Genomic DNA, 18,729 nt, shown 5'->3' with positions numbered 1-18,729 from the left:
CCGCCGGAAGGCCGAAAGGCCGGAAAGCGGAGCACGACCCCGAGGAAATCGGCCGGTGAAACGGTCTGATAGAGTCGGAAACACGCAGTAACATTAAAAAGAAGTACCGAAGGGAAGCGCCCGGAGGAAAGCCCGAGAGGGTGAGTACAAAGGAAGCGTCCGTTCCTTGAGAACTCAACAGCGTGCCAAAAATCAACGCCAGATATGTTGATACCCCGACTCACTTCGGTGAGTTGAGGTTCCTTTGAAAAAGTCCTGCCGGTCACTGACCGGTAGGCGCACAGCGAGGACGCTGTGAACAAGGAGATTATTCCTCTCCTTGTTCCGCTCTCGTGGTGTCACCCCGATCACGGGGAAACATTCACGGAGAGTTTGATCCTGGCTCAGGACGAACGCTGGCGGCGTGCTTAACACATGCAAGTCGAACGATGAAGCCCTTCGGGGTGGATTAGTGGCGAACGGGTGAGTAACACGTGGGCAATCTGCCCTGCACTCTGGGACAAGCCCTGGAAACGGGGTCTAATACCGGATGACACTCCTTCAGGCATCTGAGGGGGTTGAAAGCTCCGGCGGTGCAGGATGAGCCCGCGGCCTATCAGCTTGTTGGTGAGGTAGTGGCTCACCAAGGCGACGACGGGTAGCCGGCCTGAGAGGGCGACCGGCCACACTGGGACTGAGACACGGCCCAGACTCCTACGGGAGGCAGCAGTGGGGAATATTGCACAATGGGCGAAAGCCTGATGCAGCGACGCCGCGTGAGGGATGACGGCCTTCGGGTTGTAAACCTCTTTCAGCAGGGAAGAAGCGAAAGTGACGGTACCTGCAGAAGAAGCGCCGGCTAACTACGTGCCAGCAGCCGCGGTAATACGTAGGGCGCAAGCGTTGTCCGGAATTATTGGGCGTAAAGAGCTCGTAGGCGGCTTGTCGCGTCGGTTGTGAAAGCCCGGGGCTTAACCCCGGGTCTGCAGTCGATACGGGCAGGCTAGAGTTCGGTAGGGGAGATCGGAATTCCTGGTGTAGCGGTGAAATGCGCAGATATCAGGAGGAACACCGGTGGCGAAGGCGGATCTCTGGGCCGATACTGACGCTGAGGAGCGAAAGCGTGGGGAGCGAACAGGATTAGATACCCTGGTAGTCCACGCCGTAAACGGTGGGCACTAGGTGTGGGCAACATTCCACGTTGTCCGTGCCGCAGCTAACGCATTAAGTGCCCCGCCTGGGGAGTACGGCCGCAAGGCTAAAACTCAAAGGAATTGACGGGGGCCCGCACAAGCAGCGGAGCATGTGGCTTAATTCGACGCAACGCGAAGAACCTTACCAAGGCTTGACATACACCGGAAAGCATTAGAGATAGTGCCCCCCTTGTGGTCGGTGTACAGGTGGTGCATGGCTGTCGTCAGCTCGTGTCGTGAGATGTTGGGTTAAGTCCCGCAACGAGCGCAACCCTTGTTCTGTGTTGCCAGCATGCCCTTCGGGGTGATGGGGACTCACAGGAGACCGCCGGGGTCAACTCGGAGGAAGGTGGGGACGACGTCAAGTCATCATGCCCCTTATGTCTTGGGCTGCACACGTGCTACAATGGCAGGTACAATGAGCTGCGATACCGCGAGGTGGAGCGAATCTCAAAAAGCCTGTCTCAGTTCGGATTGGGGTCTGCAACTCGACCCCATGAAGTTGGAGTTGCTAGTAATCGCAGATCAGCATTGCTGCGGTGAATACGTTCCCGGGCCTTGTACACACCGCCCGTCACGTCACGAAAGTCGGTAACACCCGAAGCCGGTGGCCCAACCCCTTGTGGGAGGGAGCTGTCGAAGGTGGGACTGGCGATTGGGACGAAGTCGTAACAAGGTAGCCGTACCGGAAGGTGCGGCTGGATCACCTCCTTTCTAAGGAGCATCTAGGCCGCCGGGCTTGCTCGGTGGTCCAGGGCCATTACGTCGGCAAACGTTCGACGGTGGTTGCTCATGGGTGGAACGTTGATTATTCGGCACCGTCAGTCAACTCGGGCTGCAAGTACTGCTCTTCGGAGCGTGGAACGCAGACCACGAGGGGCGAGGGTGTCGGGCACGCTGTTGGGTATCTGAGGGTACGGACTTGTTCCCGACCTCAATGCCGGCCCCGGTAAAAATCTGCTTCGGTGGGTTGTGACGGGTGGTTGGTCGTTGTTTGAGAACTGCACAGTGGACGCGAGCATCTGTGGCCAAGTTTTTAAGGGCGCACGGTGGATGCCTTGGCACCAGGAACCGATGAAGGACGTGGGAGGCCACGATAGTCCCCGGGGAGTCGTCAACCAGGCTTTGATCCGGGGGTTTCCGAATGGGGAAACCCGGCAGTCGTCATGGGCTGTCACCCGCTGCTGAACACATAGGCAGTGTGGAGGGAACGCGGGGAAGTGAAACATCTCAGTACCCGCAGGAAGAGAAAACAACCGTGATTCCGGGAGTAGTGGCGAGCGAAACTGGATGAGGCCAAACCTACGACGTGTGAGACCCGGCAGGGGTTGCGTCGTGGGGGTTGTGGGATCTCTTTTCTACGGTCTGCCGGCCGTGGGACGAGTCAGAAACCGTTGATGTAGGCGAAGGACATGCGAAAGGTCCGGCGTAGAGGGTAAGACCCCCGTAGTCGAAACGTCAGCGGCTCGTTTAAGAGACACCCAAGTAGCACGGGGCCCGAGAAATCCCGTGTGAATCTGGCGGGACCACCCGTTAAGCCTAAATATTCCCTGGTGACCGATAGCGGATAGTACCGTGAGGGAATGGTGAAAAGTACCGCGGGAGCGGAGTGAAATAGTACCTGAAACCGTGTGCCTACAAGCCGTGGGAGCGTCGGATATGTGCTTGCACATATCTCGTGACTGCGTGCCTTTTGAAGAATGAGCCTGCGAGTTTGCGGTGTGTTGCGAGGTTAACCCGTGTGGGGAAGCCGTAGCGAAAGCGAGTCCGAATAGGGCGATTCAGTAGCGCGCTCAAGACCCGAAGCGGAGTGATCTAGCCATGGGCAGGTTGAAGCGGAGGTAAGACTTCGTGGAGGACCGAACCCACCAGGGTTGAAAACCTGGGGGATGACCTGTGGTTAGGGGTGAAAGGCCAATCAAACTCCGTGATAGCTGGTTCTCCCCGAAATGCATTTAGGTGCAGCGTCGTGTGTTTCTTGCCGGAGGTAGAGCACTGGATAGGCGATGGGCCCTACCGGGTTACTGACCTTAGCCAAACTCCGAATGCCGGTAAGTGAGAGCGCGGCAGTGAGACTGTGGGGGATAAGCTCCATGGTCGAGAGGGAAACAGCCCAGAGCATCGACTAAGGCCCCTAAGCGTACGCTAAGTGGGAAAGGATGTGGAGTCGCAGAGACAACCAGGAGGTTGGCTTAGAAGCAGCCACCCTTGAAAGAGTGCGTAATAGCTCACTGGTCTAGTGATTCCGCGCCGACAATGTAGCGGGGCTCAAGCGTACCGCCGAAGTCGTGTCATTGCAGCAAGAGGGCTAACGCCTGCTGTGATGGGTAGGGGAGCGTCGTGTGCCGGGTGAAGCTGCAGCGGAAGCTAGTGGTGGACGGTTCACGAGTGAGAATGCAGGCATGAGTAGCGATACACACGTGAGAAACGTGTGCGCCGATTGACTAAGGGTTCCTGGGTCAAGCTGATCTGCCCAGGGTAAGTCGGGACCTAAGGCGAGGCCGACAGGCGTAGTCGATGGATAACCGGTTGATATTCCGGTACCCGCTGTGAAGCGTCAAACATCGAATCCAGTGATGCTAAGGCCGTGAAGCCGTTCCGGACCCTTCGGGGAATGGAAAGTGGTGGAGCCGCCGGCCCAAGTTGGTAGTAGGTGAGTGATGGGGTGACGCAGGAAGGTAGTCCAGCCCGGGCGGTGGTTGTCCCGGGGTAAGGGTGTAGGACGTGATCCAGGTAAATCCGGTTCACATGAGTCTGAGACCTGATGCCGAGCCGATTGTGGTGAAGTGGATGATCCTATGCTGTCGAGAAAAGCCTCTAGCGAGTTTCATGGCGGCCCGTACCCTAAACCGACTCAGGTGGTCAGGTAGAGAATACCGAGGCGTTCGGGTGAACTATGGTTAAGGAACTCGGCAAAATGCCCCCGTAACTTCGGGAGAAGGGGGGCCATTCCTGGTGATGAGTCTTGCACTCTGAGCTGGGGGTGGCCGCAGAGACCAGCGAGAAGCGACTGTTTACTAAAAACACAGGTCCGTGCGAAGCCGTAAGGCGATGTATACGGACTGACGCCTGCCCGGTGCTGGAACGTTAAGGGGACCGGTTAGTCAAGATTCGTCTTGGCGAAGCTGAGAACTTAAGCGCCAGTAAACGGCGGTGGTAACTATAACCATCCTAAGGTAGCGAAATTCCTTGTCGGGTAAGTTCCGACCTGCACGAATGGCGTAACGACTTCTCGACTGTCTCAACCATAGGCCCGGTGAAATTGCACTACGAGTAAAGATGCTCGTTTCGCGCAGCAGGACGGAAAGACCCCGGGACCTTTACTACAGTTTGATATTGGTGTTCGGTTCGGCTTGTGTAGGATAGGTGGGAGACTGTGAACTCTGGACGCCAGTTCAGGGGGAGTCGTCGTTGAAATACCACTCTGGTCGTGCTGGATGTCTAACCTGGGTCCGTGATCCGGATCAGGGACAGTGTCTGATGGGTAGTTTAACTGGGGCGGTTGCCTCCCAAAGGGTAACGGAGGCGCCCAAAGGTTCCCTCAGCCTGGTTGGTAATCAGGTGTTGAGTGTAAGTGCACAAGGGAGCTTGACTGTGAGACCGACGGGTCGAGCAGGGACGAAAGTCGGGACTAGTGATCCGGCGGTGGCTTGTGGAAGCGCCGTCGCTCAACGGATAAAAGGTACCCCGGGGATAACAGGCTGATCTTCCCCAAGAGTCCATATCGACGGGATGGTTTGGCACCTCGATGTCGGCTCGTCGCATCCTGGGGCTGGAGTCGGTCCCAAGGGTTGGGCTGTTCGCCCATTAAAGCGGTACGCGAGCTGGGTTTAGAACGTCGTGAGACAGTTCGGTCCCTATCCGCTGTGCGCGTAGGAGTCTTGAGAAGGGCTGTCCCTAGTACGAGAGGACCGGGACGGACGAACCTCTGGTGTGCCAGTTGTCCTGCCAAGGGCATGGCTGGTTGGCTACGTTCGGAAAGGATAACCGCTGAAAGCATCTAAGCGGGAAGCCTGCTTCAAGATGAGGACTCCCACCCCCTTTGAGGGGTTAAGGCTCCCAGTAGACGACTGGGTTGATAGGCCAGATCTGGAAGCACCGTAAGGTGTGGAGGTGACTGGTACTAATAGGCCGAGGGCTTGTCCTCAGTTGCTCGCGTCCACTGTGTTGGTTCTGAAACCACGAACAACCGTCGAAGCCGATTGGCTACGGCTCCGGTTGACAGTTTCATAGTGTTTCGGTGGTCATAGCGTGAGGGAAACGCCCGGTTACATTCCGAACCCGGAAGCTAAGCCTTACAGCGCCGATGGTACTGCAGGGGGGACCCTGTGGGAGAGTAGGACGCCGCCGAACTATTGTTGAGAAAAGCCCCGGACCGGGATACGGTCCGGGGCTTTTCTGCGTTTACGGCGCCTTTTCAGGCGGCCTCGGCGAGACGTTCGGCCTCCTTCGGCGGGTAACCCGCCGAGGCCAGAACCGCGACGACTGCCGCGCGGCCGGCATCTGCCGCCGGGATCGCCCCGTCGTTCACAGCCTCCATCAGGCCGAACAGCACCTGCTCATGCACGTACGCGAGAGCCTGCGCCGGCAGCGGGGAAGTGAACTGGCCCTGGTCCAAGCCCTGTTGGATCAAGGCCACGCAGATCTCGCGGACCGGGGCGAGGGCCGCCCTGATGCCCTCCATCGTCATGCTGCGCTGGGCCAGACTGACCAGAAGGCGGTAGCGGTCCGCGATCGGCCAGATCGCCAGAATCGAACGGGCCACCGCCTCGGCCGGTTCCGTGATGCCCTCGCGGCCGGCCCGGTGAGCCTCGGCGACCGCCTGGGCCGCATCGTCCACCAACGCCCCGACGAGCGCGTCACGGCTCGGGAAATGACCGTAGACCGTACGGCGCACCACGCCCGCCGCGCGGGCGATCTGATCCATGGAGGCCTCGGGATCGCGCAGCAGCTCGGCGAGCGCGACGTCGAGGATGCGGCGGCGGTTGGCGTCGGCCCGTACGGAAGTCACGCCGTTCATTGTGCCTGCACCCCGGCCCGCCCCCGACACGCGCTCGGGCTCACGCGACCCACCCATTTTGCACACTCCTGTGCAACGGCGTAGATTGCACAGCGCTGTGTAATTGCACAGCCTTGTGCAAGTCCTGTCCGCTGTTCACCCGGGAGGGTCTCCGCGCCATGCGCCTCGTCATGAACGAGCCGGTCGCCACGATGGACCGGCCGTACACCCGCCGCTGGTCGGCGCTGCTCGTGCTCTGCCTGAGCCTGTTGATCATCGTGATGGCCAACACGGCACTCACGGTCGCGGCGCCCGACATGACCCAGGACCTCGGGCTCTCCAGCGCCGACCTGCAGTGGGTCATCGACGGCTACACCGTTCCGTACGCCGCGCTGATGCTGCTGCTCGGTGCCATCGGCGACAAGTACAGCCGGCGCGGGGCCCTGATCCTCGGGCTCGTCGTGTTCGGCGGCGGGGCCGTCGCCGGGTCGCTCGTCGACAGCTCCACCGGGGTCATCGCCGCCCGCGCCGTCATGGGTGTCGGCGCAGCGATGATCATGCCCGCCACGCTGTCGCTGCTCGCAGCCACGTTCCCGCGGGCCGAGCGCGCCAAGGCCATCGTGCTGTGGACGGCGACGGCCGGACTCGCCATCGCCGCGGGGCCGTTGGTGGCCGGCGCGCTGCTGCGCAACCACGGGTGGTCGTCGACCTTCCTGATCAATGTGCCCGTCGCCGCCGTCGCGATCGTCGGCGCGCTCGTCCTCGTACCGCCGTCGAAGGCCGACCACCACAGCCGGATCGACTACGTGGGCGGGCTGCTGTCCGTGATCTGGGTCGGCGCGCTGGTCTACATGATCATCGAGGGGCCGCACTTCGGGTGGGGCGCGAAGGCGGTCACCGCCGCCGTGGTGGCGGGAGTGGCGCTCGTGGCCTTCATCGGCTGGGAGCTGCGGCATCCGCGCCCGGTGCTGGACGTACGACGGTTCACGAACCGCCGCTTCGCGGGGTCGAACCTCGCCGTCGCCCTCTTCTTCCTGGCCGTCTTCGGGGCGTTCTACTACCTCACCCAGCACCTCCAGTTCGTCCTCGGGTACGACGCCCTGGAGACGGGTGTGCGGATGCTGCCGCTGGCCGCCGCGGTGTTCGTCGGCTCGGCGCTCACCGGGTACCTCACGCCCCGGATCGGCATGAAGATCACGGTGACGGCGGGCATGGTCGGCGGCACGGCGGCGCTCGCGCTGCTGACGCGGGTCGACGCCGCGTCCACCTACGGCGACTTCGTCCTGCCCCTCGTGATTCTGGGCCTGGCCATCGGCCTGGCGCTGTCACCCTGTACCGACGCCATCATGGGCGCGTTCCCGGAGTCCGAGCTCGGTGTCGGCGGCGCCGTCAACGACACGTCGCTCGAACTCGGCGGCTCCCTAGGGATCGCCATCCTCGGCTCCGTGCTGGCCGGCTCGTACTCCTCGCACCTCTCCGACGCCGCGTCCGGCACCAAGCTGCCCGGCAATGCGCTGGCCACGGCGCAGGACTCGGTCGGCGCCGGATACGTCGTCGCGCAGCGGATCGGCGAGCAGGCGCACAAGCTCGCCGAGCGGGCGGCCGGTGCCACCGATCCGCAGCAGGCGGCGCAGCTCAAGGCGCAGGCCGCCCAACTTGCGGACGGGGCACGGCAGATGACGCGGGCGGTCGGCTCCTCGTTCGCCGACGCGGTGGCGCACACCAGTGTCGTCGGAGCCGTGATCCTCGGCGTGGGGACAGTGCTGGTGGCGGTGCTGCTGCCGCGCAAGGGCAAGGCGGCCGCCGGGCCCGGTGCCCCTGAGGACGACACGGAGCAGCGGCCTGCCGGCGAACTGGCCGCGAACAAGGGTTAGGCAGAGAGGGCCGCAGGACCGCAGCAGCTCGGCATCCCCGGCGCGGACAGGGGGGGCGATGGTCATCGGGCGAGCCTGTCCGCACCATGCGCAGGTCGGGGGCGTTGTCAGTGGCACCGTCTACTGTGGCGGCAGTCCGCAACGACCAGGAGGCCCGCCATGACGACCCTGCCCGACCGGCCCGGCACCGCACTGCTCGTCATCGACGTACAGAACGGGGTGGTGGAGGGTGCTCCACGCCGCGACGAGGTCGTCGCGCACATCAACACCCTCGTGGACAAGGCCCGAGCCGAGGGCGTCCCGGTGATCTGGGTGCAGCACTCGGACGACGGCCTCAAGGAGGGCACGGAGGCCTGGAGTTACGTCCCCGAGCTGGTGCGCCGGGAGCAGGAGCCTCTGGTGCACAAGAAGTACGGCGACTCGTTCGAGGCCACCGACCTGGAGGCGCTGCTCGCCGAGCGCGGCGTCGGCAGACTCGTCGTCACTGGGGCCCAGAGCGACGCCTGCATCCGCTCGACGATCCACGGTGGCTTCGTGCGCGGGTACGACGTGACGCTCGTCGGTGACGCGCACACCACGGAGGACCTCAGCGCGTACGGGGCGCCGGCCCCGGAGCTGGTCATCGCGCACACCAATCTGTACTGGAAGTTCCAGAGCGCGCCGGGCCGCAGCGCGGGGACGGTGGACACGGCCGACGTGACGTTCTGAGGTCCCCCTGGGCACGGGGTACTCAGGGGACTGAGTAGCACCACTCATGTCATGCCCACCGCCCGAGCGTTGGATGGTGGGCATGACGATGGACCTCGCCGCAGACGCGCCCGCACGACCCGCCCGGTACGCCCGTCACTGGGTCGCCCCGCTGCTCTCGTCGCTGGTGACGCTGCCGGCGGCGTTCTTCGCGTACGTCTTCGCCGGGCTCTCGCCGATGGCCTGCGACTCGTGCACGGATGCGCAGCTGGACTGGTTCGAGCCTAGCTTCGACCGGGCCTTCACGGTCTTCGGACTGAGCCTGACCGTCTCGCTGCTCGTCCTGGCGACGGCGTGGTTGTTGCCGTGGCAGGAGCGGTATGCGGAGCGCAGGACCGGGTTCGCGGTGCTGGCGCCGATAGCGGTGGTGGTCACGTACGTCGTGTTCGTGGCGATGGTCGACTGGCCGTGAGCCGGGCTGTGCGATGCGTGTTCTCTTGCCCCGCGCTGTAGCCCAGCCCCGGGGCTCTGCCCCGGCCCCCGCTCCTCAATCGCCGGAGGGGCTTGATGTGCCCGGCCCCCACTGGCGTCCGGTCGCGTACGAGAGGGGAGAAGCCGGTCTGGGTGTGTGCGCGCGCCCTTCAACGCGCAGCGCTGGCCTTGACGTCGGCGGCAAGGTTTACCGTCGTACGCATGCGCATCGGAGAGCTCGCGGCCCGTGCCGGTACCAGTACGCGGACGCTCAGGTACTACGAGTCGCGCGGGCTGCTGCCCGCGCGGCGTGGCGGCAACGGATACCGGACCTATGACGAGGCGGACCTGCGCGCGCTGCGGCAGATCCGCACGCTCCAGGACTTCGGGTTCGACCTGGAGGAGACCCGCCCGTTCGTGGAGTGCCTGCGCGCGGGCCACCCGGAGGGCGACTCGTGCCCGGCGTCCCTCGCCGTGTACCGCAACAAGCTCTCCGAACTCGACGCGCTGATCGGCGAGTTGACCACCGTACGGGAGAAGGTCGGCGCGCAGCTGGAGCGCGCCGAGCAGGCGATCGTCGCGCTGGACGCGGAGCAAGCCGCCCCGCGCTGCGAGCTCAGCGAAGCACTCGACGACGCGCACAGCGAAGAACACGGCGAACGACAGGAGTGATCATGCGGGACGTGACCGACGCGGACTTCGACGAGCAGGTGCTGAAGTCCGGGCGACCGGTGCTCGTGGAGTTCACGGCCGCCTGGTGCGGGCCGTGCAAGCAACTGGCACCGGTGCTGAAGTCCATCGCGGAGGAGGAGAGCGAGCGCCTCGACGTCGTGGCGATCGACGTCGACGCCAACCCGGAGACGGCGGTGAAGTACGGCGTGCTGTCGATGCCGACGCTGATGGTCTTCAAGGAGGGGGAGCCCGTGTGGTCCCGGGTGGGCGCCAGGCCCAAGCGGCGACTGCTCGAGGAATTGGCCGAGACCGTCTGAGAACGGCAGGGCGGAGATAACCGCGGTTGGAATTAACCCCTGCCCGGGGTATATTCGGTGTTTCTGTGTGCCCACAGAAAAGGCCCCTCACCGGGGGCCAACTAAACACACCGTACCGGGCAGGGAGCAGTTTTGTCAAGCCGGGAATCCGCCGCATCGCAGAAAGAACTGCAAAAGGAACAGGAATTCATCGACCGGCTCTACGCGCGGGTCGACGCGCTGCGCGGCCTGGCCGCGGACTCGGTCACGGACGCCCTGACACCCGTCGGCACAGGTCAGCAGGCCCGGCTCGAACGCGACCTGCTGGTCGTGGAGCGCTCCGGCCTGCTCGCCGCGCTGAATGCGGTCGACGGTTCGCTCTGCTTCGGCCGAATCGATCTCACGGACGGAGTGACGCATCACATCGGCCGTATCGGAATTCGCGACGACGACACCGAACACACCCCGATTCTGATCGACTGGCGCGCACCGGTCGCCCGCCCCTTCTATCTCGCCACCGGTCATCTTCCGATGGGCCTGCGCCGGCGCCGCCACCTCACCACCGAGGGCCGCACGGTCACGGAACTCCACGACGAGATCCTCGACCTGGGCGACGACGAGCGCACCGGCTTCGAGGACCCGACCGGCGACGCCGTCCTGCTCGCCGCGCTCAACTCGGCCAGGACCGGCCGCATGGGCGACATCGTGCAGACGATCCAGGCCGAGCAGGACCGCATCATCCGGCACGACCACCGCGGCGTCCTCGTCGTCGAGGGCGGCCCGGGCACCGGCAAGACGGCGGTCGCGCTGCACCGCGCCGCGTTCCTGCTCTACGAGCACCGGGAGCTGCTGGCCAAGCGGGCGGTCCTCATCGTCGGCCCGAACCCGGCGTTCCTGTCCTACATCTCCGAGGTGCTGCCCGCGCTCGGCGAGACGGGCGTGCTGCTCGCGACGGTGGGCGAGCTGTACCCCGGCATCAAGGCGACCGCGACGACCGACTCGCCCCGGGCCGCCGCCGTGAAGGGCGCCGCGTCGATGGCCGAGGCCCTCGCGCTCGCGGCCCGTGACCGGCAGCAACTGCCCGAGCCGGGAGCGCCGTTGGTGATCCCGCACGACGACGGCGACCTGATCATCGACTGGGAGATCGCGTACGAGGCACGGCAGGCGGCGCGCGACACCCTGCTGCCGCACAACCTCGCCCGGCCGCACTTCGCCTTCCGCATCCTCGACGCGCTCACCGAACAGCTCGCGGAGCGGATCGGCGCGGACCCGTACGGCGGGCCGAACTTCCTGGGCCCGGACGACCTCGCCCAGCTCGGCAAGGGCATCGCCGCGAGCGCAGACGTGCACGCGGCCATCGAGGAGCTGTGGCCGAGGCTCACCGCGGAGGACTTCGTCGGGGACTTCCTGGCGGAGCCGGTGCACCTGGCGGACGAGGACGCGCGGGCCATCCGCCGCCCCGTCACCGGACCGGCCGACTGGACGCCCGCGGACGTACCGCTGCTCGACGAGGCGGCCGAGATCCTCGGGTACGACGACGCCGCCGAGCGGGCCGCCGCCGAGGCCGCCCGGCAGGAGCGGATCGCCTACGCGCAGGGTGTGCTCGACCTGTCCCGGGGCTCGGAGACGTACGAGTTCGAGGACGAGGACGAGTCCGAGGTGCTCGCCGCGCACGACATCGTCGACGCGGAGCGGGTCGCCGACTGGTACGGGGAGGACGACCACCGCAGCGCCGCGGAGCGGGCCGCCGCCGACCGGACCTGGGCGTTCGGGCACATCATCGTCGACGAGGCGCAGGAGCTGTCGCCGATGGCGTGGCGGCTGCTGATGCGGCGCTCGCCGACCCGCTCGATGACGCTGGTCGGCGACCCGGCGCAGACGGCCGAGGAGGCCGGGGTCGGGGCGTGGGACAAGATCCTCGCCCCGTACGTAGAGGACCGCTTCGAGCACACCCGGCTCGGGGTCAACTACCGTACGCCGTCAGAGATCATGGACGTCGCGGCGGCCGTGCTGCGTGCCGCGCACCCGGACTTCGAGCCGCCGTCGTCGGTGCGCTCGACGGGCGTACGCCCCTGGCGGCGGGCCGTGACGGGAGATCTCGCCGAGGCGGTCGCGGAGCTCGCCGCGGCCGAGACCCCCGAGGAGGGCCGGCTCGCGGTGATCGCGCCGCGCCGGCTGCACCAGGCGCTGGCGGCGCGGCTGCCCGGGATCGAGGCCGGGGCCGCACCCGACCTGACCCGGCACCTCGTGCTCCTCGACCCGCGCCAGGCCAAGGGGCTCGAGTTCGACCGGGTCGTCGTCGTCGAGCCGGGGGAGTTCGGGACGAGCGACCTGTACGTCGCGCTGACCCGGGCCACCCAGACGCTGGGCATCGTGCACAGCGCCACCGAACTCCCCGCCGCACTCGCCGAGTCGGATCTCAGGCAGGCCTGAACCAGACCGTCGCCAGCGGCGGCAGCGTCAGCCGGATGCTCGCCGGACGGCCGTGGGCCCCCACGTCGTCCGGCTTCACCGGCTCGGGGTTGCCCACACCGCCGCCGCCGTAGCGAGTGGCGTCCGTGTTCAGGACCTCGTGCCAGGCCGGGACGTCGTCGGGCACCCCGAGGCGGTACTCGTGGCGCACCACCGGCGAGAAGTTCGACACCGACAGCAGTGGAGCGCCGTCGGCGGCGTGCCGCAGGAACGCGAAGACGTTGTCCTCCGCCGCGTCGCCGACCACCCACGAGAACCCCGCGGGGTCGGTGTCACGCTCCCAGAGCGCGGGCTCCTGCCGGTAGACGCCGTTCAGATCTCTGGTCAGGTCGCGCACGCCGCGGTGGTCGGGCTCGGCGCCGTACGCCGGGTCGAGCAGCCACCAGTCCGGGCCGTGCGCCTCCGACCATTCGGCGCCCTGCGCGAACTCCTGGCCCATGAAGAGGAGTTGCTTGCCGGGGTGGGCCCACATGAAGCCCAGGTAGGCGCGGTGGTCGGCGCGCTGCTGCCACCAGTCGCCGGGCATCTTCGAGACGAGTGAGCGCTTGCCGTGCACGACTTCGTCGTGGGAGATGGGCAGGACGTAGTTCTCGCTGTACGCGTAGACCATCGAGAACGTCATCTCGTGGTGGTGGTACTTGCGGTGCACCGGCTCGTGCTCCAGATAGTCGAGCGAGTCGTGCATCCAGCCCATGTTCCACTTCAGCCCGAAGCCGAGCCCGCCGAAGCCGCCGGGCCCGACGTGGTGGGTCGCCCGGGTCACGCCGTCCCAGGCCGTCGACTCCTCGGCGATGGTGACGACACCCGGCACCCGCCGGTACAGCGTGGCGTTCATCTCCTGGAGGAAGTCGACCGCGTCCAGGTTCTCGCGGCCGCCGAACTGGTTCGGGGTCCACTGCCCCTGCTCGCGCGAGTAGTCGAGGTAGAGCATCGAGGCGACGGCGTCGACGCGCAGGCCGTCGATGTGGAACTCCTCGCACCAGTAAAGAGCGTTCGCGACAAGGAAGTTGCGCACTTCCTTGCGGCCGTAGTCGAACTCCAGGGTGCCCCAGTCGGGGTGCGCCGAGCGCAGCGGGTCCTCGTGCTCGTACAGGGTGCGGCCGTCGAACTCCGCCAACGCCCAGTCGTCGCGCGGGAAATGGGCCGGCACCCAGTCCATCAGCACGCCGATGCCGGCCTGGTGCAGGGCGTCGATCAGGAACTTGAAGTCGTCGGGGGTGCCGAGCCGGGCCGTGGGTGCGTAGAAGCCGGTGACCTGGTAACCCCAGGAGCCGCCGAAGGGGTGCTCGGCGACGGGCATGAGCTCCACGTGCGTGAAGCCCAGGTCGGACACGTAGGCGGGAAGCTGATCGGCGAGCTGGCGGTACGTCAGGCCCGGTCGCCAGGACGCGAGATGGATCTCGTAGACGGAGAACGGCGACGCATGGACGGGGCGTTCGCCGCGCGCGCTGAGCCAGGCCTCGTCGTGCCAGGTGTGATGGGAGGCGTGCACGACGGACGAGTTCGCCGGGGGCGTCTCGGTGCGGGTGGCGAGCGGGTCGGCGCGCTGGGTGCGGCTGCCGTCGGGGCGGGTGATGTCGAACTTGTAGAGCTCGCCCTCGCCGATGTCCGGGACGAACAGCTCCCAGATCCCGGTCGAGCCGAGCGAGCGCATGCTGTGGGCGGCGCCGTCCCAGTAGTTGAAGCCGCCGATGACGCGAACGCCCCGGGCGTTGGGCGCCCAGACCGCGAAGCGGGTCCCCTGGATGCCCTGGTGCTCCATGGGGTGCGCGCCCAGCGCCGTCCACAGCTGTTCGTGCCGGCCCTCGCCGATCAGGTGGAGGTCGAGTTCACCGAGGGAGGGCAGCAGCGCGTAGGCGTCCGCGATGGTCTGCGTGGCGTCGCTGTAGGCGATCTCCAGCTCGTACGACGCCGGGACCTCGGTCAGCGGGAGCAGGGCGGAGAAGAACCCGTCGCCGTCGTCGTGGAGCGCGGCGAGACCCGCCGGGGTGCGCACGGAGACCCGCTCGGCATAGGGGCGCCAGGCCCGGAAGACGGTGCCGCCGCCGGCCGGATGGGCGCCCAGGACGGAGTGCGGGTCGTGATGGGTCGCCGCCAGGAGGCGGGCGCGGTCGGTCTCCGGGACGGGAGCGGGGACCGGGGGCGGGGTCTGCGTCGAGCGGCGGGTCACGGGTGGGGCCTCCTTGGTGGCCTACGCGTCTGCCGGGCTTCTCGTTCGTCGGCTGATACGGCTGGTGGTCGGTTGCTCGCGCAGTTCCCCGCGCCCTTGGGCGGGCTGTCCGTCCCTGCGCCCTAACCCCCCTCCGCCAGCCGTGCCAGGGCCGCCAGGGGGACCGGCAGCCAGTCGGGGCGGTGGCGGGCCTCGTACAGGGCCTCGTAGACCGCCTTGTCCGTCTCGTAGGCACGCAGCAGGACCGGTTCCGTACGCGGATCGGTGCCGGTGACCTCCGCGTAGCCGGTGCAGTACGCGGCGCGGCAGGCGTCCGACCAGGCGGGGTTCCACGGGGACGGGTTCTCCGCGGTGGGCGGCAGGGAGCGGGCCGCGTAGTCGAAGGAGCGGAGCATGCCGGCGATGTCGCGGTGCGGCGGATGCGGCATGCGGCGCTCGGCGAGCGGACGGGACGGCTCGCCCTCGAAGTCGATGAGCTGCCAGGTGCCGGAGGGCTCGCGCAGGCACTGGCCCAGGTGCAGATCGCCGTGGACGCGCTGGGCCTGCCAGGTGGTGCCCTCGGCGGCGAGGTCGGTGAGCGCCTCGAACGCGGTGCGCAGCGCGGGCACATGGGGCAGCAGCGCGGGCACCTGGTGGGCGGTGGTCTCCAGGCGGTGGATCATCGCCTCCGCCAGCTGCTCGGTGTGCGCGCGGGAGCAGGTCACGGTGGGCAGGGCCCGGGCGAGCGCGGCGTGCACCTCGCCGGTCGCGCGGCCCAACTCCCGTGCCTCAGCGGTGAAATCCTCTTCCTTGGTGAGGTGGCGCAGGGCCAGGTCCCAGCCGTCGGCGGCGCCCTTGAGATAGGGCTGCAGGACACCCAGCGTCTTGCTTCCCGTCTCGAACCACGCGATCGGGGCCGGGACCCGCGGGCAGCCCTCCCGGGCCAGGGCCAGGGGGAGTTCGAGGTCGGGGTTGGTGCCGGACCGCACCCGGCGGAAGAACTTGGCGATGAGCCGGTCGCCGTAGACCACCGACGAGTTGGACTGCTCGGCGCGCAGCGGCCGGGGCATCAGGCCGCGCGGCACCTCGCCCTGCGGGCCGCGGTGGAAGCGCAGGTCGCCGAGGGTGCCGGGGATGCGGAGACGTTCCAGCAGGACGGACGCGAGGCGCGGGTCGTGCAGCGCCTCGTACGCGGTACGGCCGGCCAGCGGGCCCTGGGTGATGTGGCCGATGGCGGCCGCCGCGAGGCGCGGAGGCAGGGCGTCGCTGATGCCGATCAGCAACTGGTAGCAGTCGCCGGGGCCCTCGTCGGCGGGTGGCTGGTGAGCGCGCAGCAGCAGGTGCAACAGGCCCGAGCGGGGCAGGAGTTCGGTGACCGAGTCCAGCGTGAAGCCGGTGATCGGGCGTCCTTTCCCGGCGAACCAGCGCTGCCGCGGCAGCCATTCGCGGAGCAGCGGATCGAGGGACGAGAGCAGTTCCGGATTCCCCTCGGCGGGGGCGGCGGGCCGGGCTGCGGCTTCCGACATGGCGTCGCGTCCTTTCCCCAGGGGAGAGCGACGGGCGTTCCGCACGGTATTGGTGGAGAGTGCCCAGGGCCCGGAGGCGGAAACCGGGTTTTGAGCGCTTTTTGGCGACCCGGGACACGGGTCACCGGCCACGGTCGCGGGGCCCGCGCCACACTCGGCACGACCCCGCGACCGGCTCACCGCCGGCGCGCGTAGGCCTCGAAGTAGTACTCGGCCTCCGACACGACGACGAGGCTGTCGAGCGTGCCCGACAGGAACATCCACGGCTCCCCGACCGCCGCGCGCACCCGGGCCGTCCAGCCGCCCGGCGGGACACGGCACTCCAGCCAGGGCAGCAGGCTCACGTTGCTCGCCACGTAGAGCCGCCCGGTGATGCCATGGGCCGTCAGGAGCTCCTCGATCCAGCCGTCGAGCTCCTGCGACGTGGTGTCGTCCGAGATCAGCTCGTCCGGCTCGGCGTGGAGCCCGCGGGACACGTCGATCGCGGCGCGCGCCCACGCGGGCTCCTCGCCGGGCCGCAGGGCACCGCCCGTGCGCAGGTCGCCCAGCCGGACCTCGACGGTCTTCAGGGCGGCCTGCTCCCGGCGCTCGCGCAGCTTCTGCTGGAGCCTGCTTTCCATTGCATCGTTCCTGCGTCGGTACGGGCGGTGGCGGCCCGGCCGGGCCGGGGAGCACGGTCAGGCGCCCTCCTTGCGCAGCCGGAACCAGTAGAACCCGTGCCCCGCCAGGGTCAGCAGGTAGGGCAGCTCACCGATCGCCGGGAACCGCACGCCGCCGATCAGCTCCACCGGATGCCGTCCGTTGAAGGCCTGGAGGTCGAGTTCGGTGGGCTGGGCGAAGCGGGAGAAGTTGTGGACGCACAGCACCAGGTCGTCCTTGTACTCCCGCAGGAAGGCGATGACCGCCGGGTTCGTGGACGGCAGCTCGGTGTACGAGCCGAGGCCGAACGCCGGGTTCTGCTTGCGGATCTCGATCATGCGTCGGGTCCAATGCAGCAGGGACGACGGCGAGGACATGGAGGCCTCGACGTTGGTGACCTGGTAGCCGTAGACGGGGTCCATGATCGCGGGCAGGGACAGCCGGCCCGGGTCGCACGAGGAGAAGCCCGCGTTGCGGTCCGGGGTCCACTGCATCGGGGTGCGCACCGCGTCGCGGTCGCCCAGCCAGATGTTGTCGCCCATGCCGATCTCGTCGCCGTAGTAGAGGATCGGCGAGCCGGGCAGGGACAGCAGCAGGGCGGTGAAGAGCTCGATCTGGTTGCGGTCGTTGTCGAGGAGCGGGGCCAGGCGGCGGCGGATGCCGATGTTCGCGCGCATCCGCGGGTCCTTGGCGTACTCCGCGTACATGTAGTCGCGTTCCTCGTCGGTGACCATTTCGAGGGTGAGCTCGTCGTGGTTGCGCAGGAAGATGCCCCACTGGCAGCTCGACGGGATCGCCGGGGTCTTGGCGAGGATCTCCGAGACCGGGTAGCGGGACTCCCGGCGCACCGCCATGAAGATGCGCGGCATGACCGGGAAGTGGAACGCCATGTGGCACTCGTCGCCGCCCGACTGGAAGTCGCCGAAGTAGTCGACGACGTCCTCGGGCCACTGGTTCGCCTCGGCGAGGATCACCACATCCGGGTACTGGGCGTCGATCTCCTTGCGGACCCGCTTGAGGAAGTCGTGGGTGGCGGGGAGGTTCTCGCAGTTGGTGCCCTCCTCGGCGTACAGGTACGGGACCGCGTCGAGGCGGAACCCGTCGATGCCGAGGTCCAGCCAGAACCGCAGCGCGGCCAGGATCTCCTCCTGGACGGCCGGGTTCTCGTAGTTGAGGTCCGGCTGGTGGGAGAAGAAGCGGTGCCAGAAGTACTGCTTGCGCACCGGGTCGAAGGTCCAGTTCGAGGCCTCGGTGTCGACGAAGATGATCCGCGCGTCCTGGTACTGCTTGTCGTCGTCCGCCCAGACGTAGTAATCGCCGTACGGGCCCTCGGGGTCGGAGCGCGACTGCTGGAACCACTCGTGCTGGTCACTGGTGTGGTTCATGACGAAGTCGATGATGACGCGCATCCCGCGCTGGTGCGCCGCGTCCACGAACTCGACGAAGTCGGCCAGGTCACCGAACTCGGGGAGCACCGACGTGTAGTCGGAGACGTCGTAACCCCCGTCCCGCAGCGGCGACTTGAAGAACGGGGGCAGCCAGAGGCAGTCGACCCCGAGCCACTGGAGATAGTCCAGCTTCGCCGTGATGCCCTTGAGGTCGCCGACGCCGTCTCCGTTGCTGTCCTGAAAGGAACGGACGAGCACCTCGTAGAAGACGGCGCGCTTGAACCAATCGGGGTCCCGGTCCTTGGCGGGGGTGTCCTCGAAGGTGTCCGGGACGGGCTCATTCATGATCATGGTGTGGGTGACCCTCCGAATCCCTTTTCCAGA

At 66.9% G+C, this 18,729-nt stretch carries 11 protein-coding genes and 3 rRNA genes; 9 read left to right on the top strand and 5 right to left on the bottom strand.

All coding sequences use genetic code 11. The features are described from left to right. Positions 1-360 precede the first annotated feature (360 nt). The 3 genes from ACQUQD_RS13105 (at position 361) to rrf (ending at position 5,525) form a co-directional block, all read left to right on the top strand. Positions 361-1,886: ribosomal RNA gene (locus ACQUQD_RS13105) — 16S ribosomal RNA — on the top strand. A 312-nt stretch (positions 1,887-2,198) separates the two neighbouring features. Further along, positions 2,199-5,319, top strand: a 23S ribosomal RNA gene (locus ACQUQD_RS13100). A gap of 89 nt (positions 5,320-5,408) precedes the next feature. After that, positions 5,409-5,525: ribosomal RNA gene (gene rrf, locus ACQUQD_RS13095) — 5S ribosomal RNA — on the top strand. The 16S, 23S and 5S rRNA genes sit together here, the layout of an rRNA operon. A gap of 64 nt (positions 5,526-5,589) precedes the next feature. Here the strand turns inward: rrf and ACQUQD_RS13090 are convergent. Further along, positions 5,590-6,192 carry a TetR/AcrR family transcriptional regulator gene (locus ACQUQD_RS13090; RefSeq protein WP_428952230.1) on the bottom strand — a complete coding sequence of 201 codons (603 nt, stop codon included), beginning with the start codon at positions 6,190-6,192 and terminating at the stop codon, positions 5,590-5,592. 158 nt (positions 6,193-6,350) lie between these two features. Between ACQUQD_RS13090 and ACQUQD_RS13085 the strand changes: the two genes are divergently transcribed. The 6 genes from ACQUQD_RS13085 to ACQUQD_RS13060 all read left to right on the top strand — a co-directional run bounded on the left by ACQUQD_RS13085 (position 6,351) and on the right by ACQUQD_RS13060 (position 12,604). Continuing rightward, positions 6,351-8,045, top strand: a complete 1,695-nt coding sequence (locus tag ACQUQD_RS13085; protein ID WP_428952229.1) for an MFS transporter — start codon at positions 6,351-6,353, stop codon at positions 8,043-8,045. A 159-nt stretch (positions 8,046-8,204) separates the two neighbouring features. Continuing rightward, positions 8,205-8,753, top strand: coding sequence for a cysteine hydrolase family protein (locus ACQUQD_RS13080; RefSeq protein WP_428952228.1), 549 nt, complete (start codon positions 8,205-8,207; stop codon positions 8,751-8,753). 88 nt (positions 8,754-8,841) lie between these two features. Next, complete coding sequence (locus ACQUQD_RS13075; RefSeq protein ID WP_428952227.1) at positions 8,842-9,204, top strand: hypothetical protein; 363 nt, start codon at positions 8,842-8,844, stop codon at positions 9,202-9,204. Positions 9,205-9,425: 221 nt separating this feature from the next. After that, a complete protein-coding gene (locus ACQUQD_RS13070) occupies positions 9,426-9,875 on the top strand; it encodes a MerR family transcriptional regulator (protein WP_428952226.1) in 450 nt (149 codons plus the stop codon). Positions 9,876-9,877: 2 nt separating this feature from the next. Beyond that, complete coding sequence (gene trxA / locus ACQUQD_RS13065; RefSeq protein WP_428952225.1) at positions 9,878-10,192, top strand: thioredoxin; 315 nt, start codon at positions 9,878-9,880, stop codon at positions 10,190-10,192. 168 nt (positions 10,193-10,360) lie between these two features. After that, entirely contained in the window at positions 10,361-12,604 is a 2,244-nt protein-coding gene (locus ACQUQD_RS13060; protein ID WP_428957542.1) for a HelD family protein, read from the top strand. Here ACQUQD_RS13060 and glgB read toward each other — a convergent pair. The 4 genes from glgB to treS all read right to left on the bottom strand — a co-directional run bounded on the left by glgB (position 12,591) and on the right by treS (position 18,696). Beyond that, a complete protein-coding gene (gene glgB / locus ACQUQD_RS13055; protein ID WP_428952224.1) occupies positions 12,591-14,813 on the bottom strand; it encodes a 1,4-alpha-glucan branching enzyme in 2,223 nt (740 codons plus the stop codon). The genes ACQUQD_RS13060 and glgB overlap by 14 nt on opposite strands. Positions 14,814-14,935: 122 nt before the next feature. Next, positions 14,936-16,318 carry a maltokinase N-terminal cap-like domain-containing protein gene (locus ACQUQD_RS13050; RefSeq protein WP_428952223.1) on the bottom strand — a complete coding sequence of 461 codons (1,383 nt, stop codon included), beginning with the start codon at positions 16,316-16,318 and terminating at the stop codon, positions 14,936-14,938. Between the two features lie 176 nt (positions 16,319-16,494). Next, positions 16,495-16,938, bottom strand: a complete 444-nt coding sequence (locus tag ACQUQD_RS13045; RefSeq protein ID WP_428952222.1) for a hypothetical protein — start codon at positions 16,936-16,938, stop codon at positions 16,495-16,497. A 57-nt stretch (positions 16,939-16,995) separates the two neighbouring features. Further along, positions 16,996-18,696 (bottom strand): maltose alpha-D-glucosyltransferase, encoded by a 1,701-nt coding sequence (gene treS, locus ACQUQD_RS13040; RefSeq protein ID WP_428952221.1) that lies wholly within the window; start codon positions 18,694-18,696, stop codon positions 16,996-16,998. Between the last annotated feature and the right edge of the window lie 33 nt (positions 18,697-18,729).

Origin of the sequence: Streptomyces sp. cg35 (assembly GCF_050410835.1) — a bacterium.
In the GTDB taxonomy this organism is placed as follows: domain Bacteria; phylum Actinomycetota; class Actinomycetes; order Streptomycetales; family Streptomycetaceae; genus Streptomyces.
This window is presented reverse-complemented; position numbering and strand designations above follow the sequence as displayed.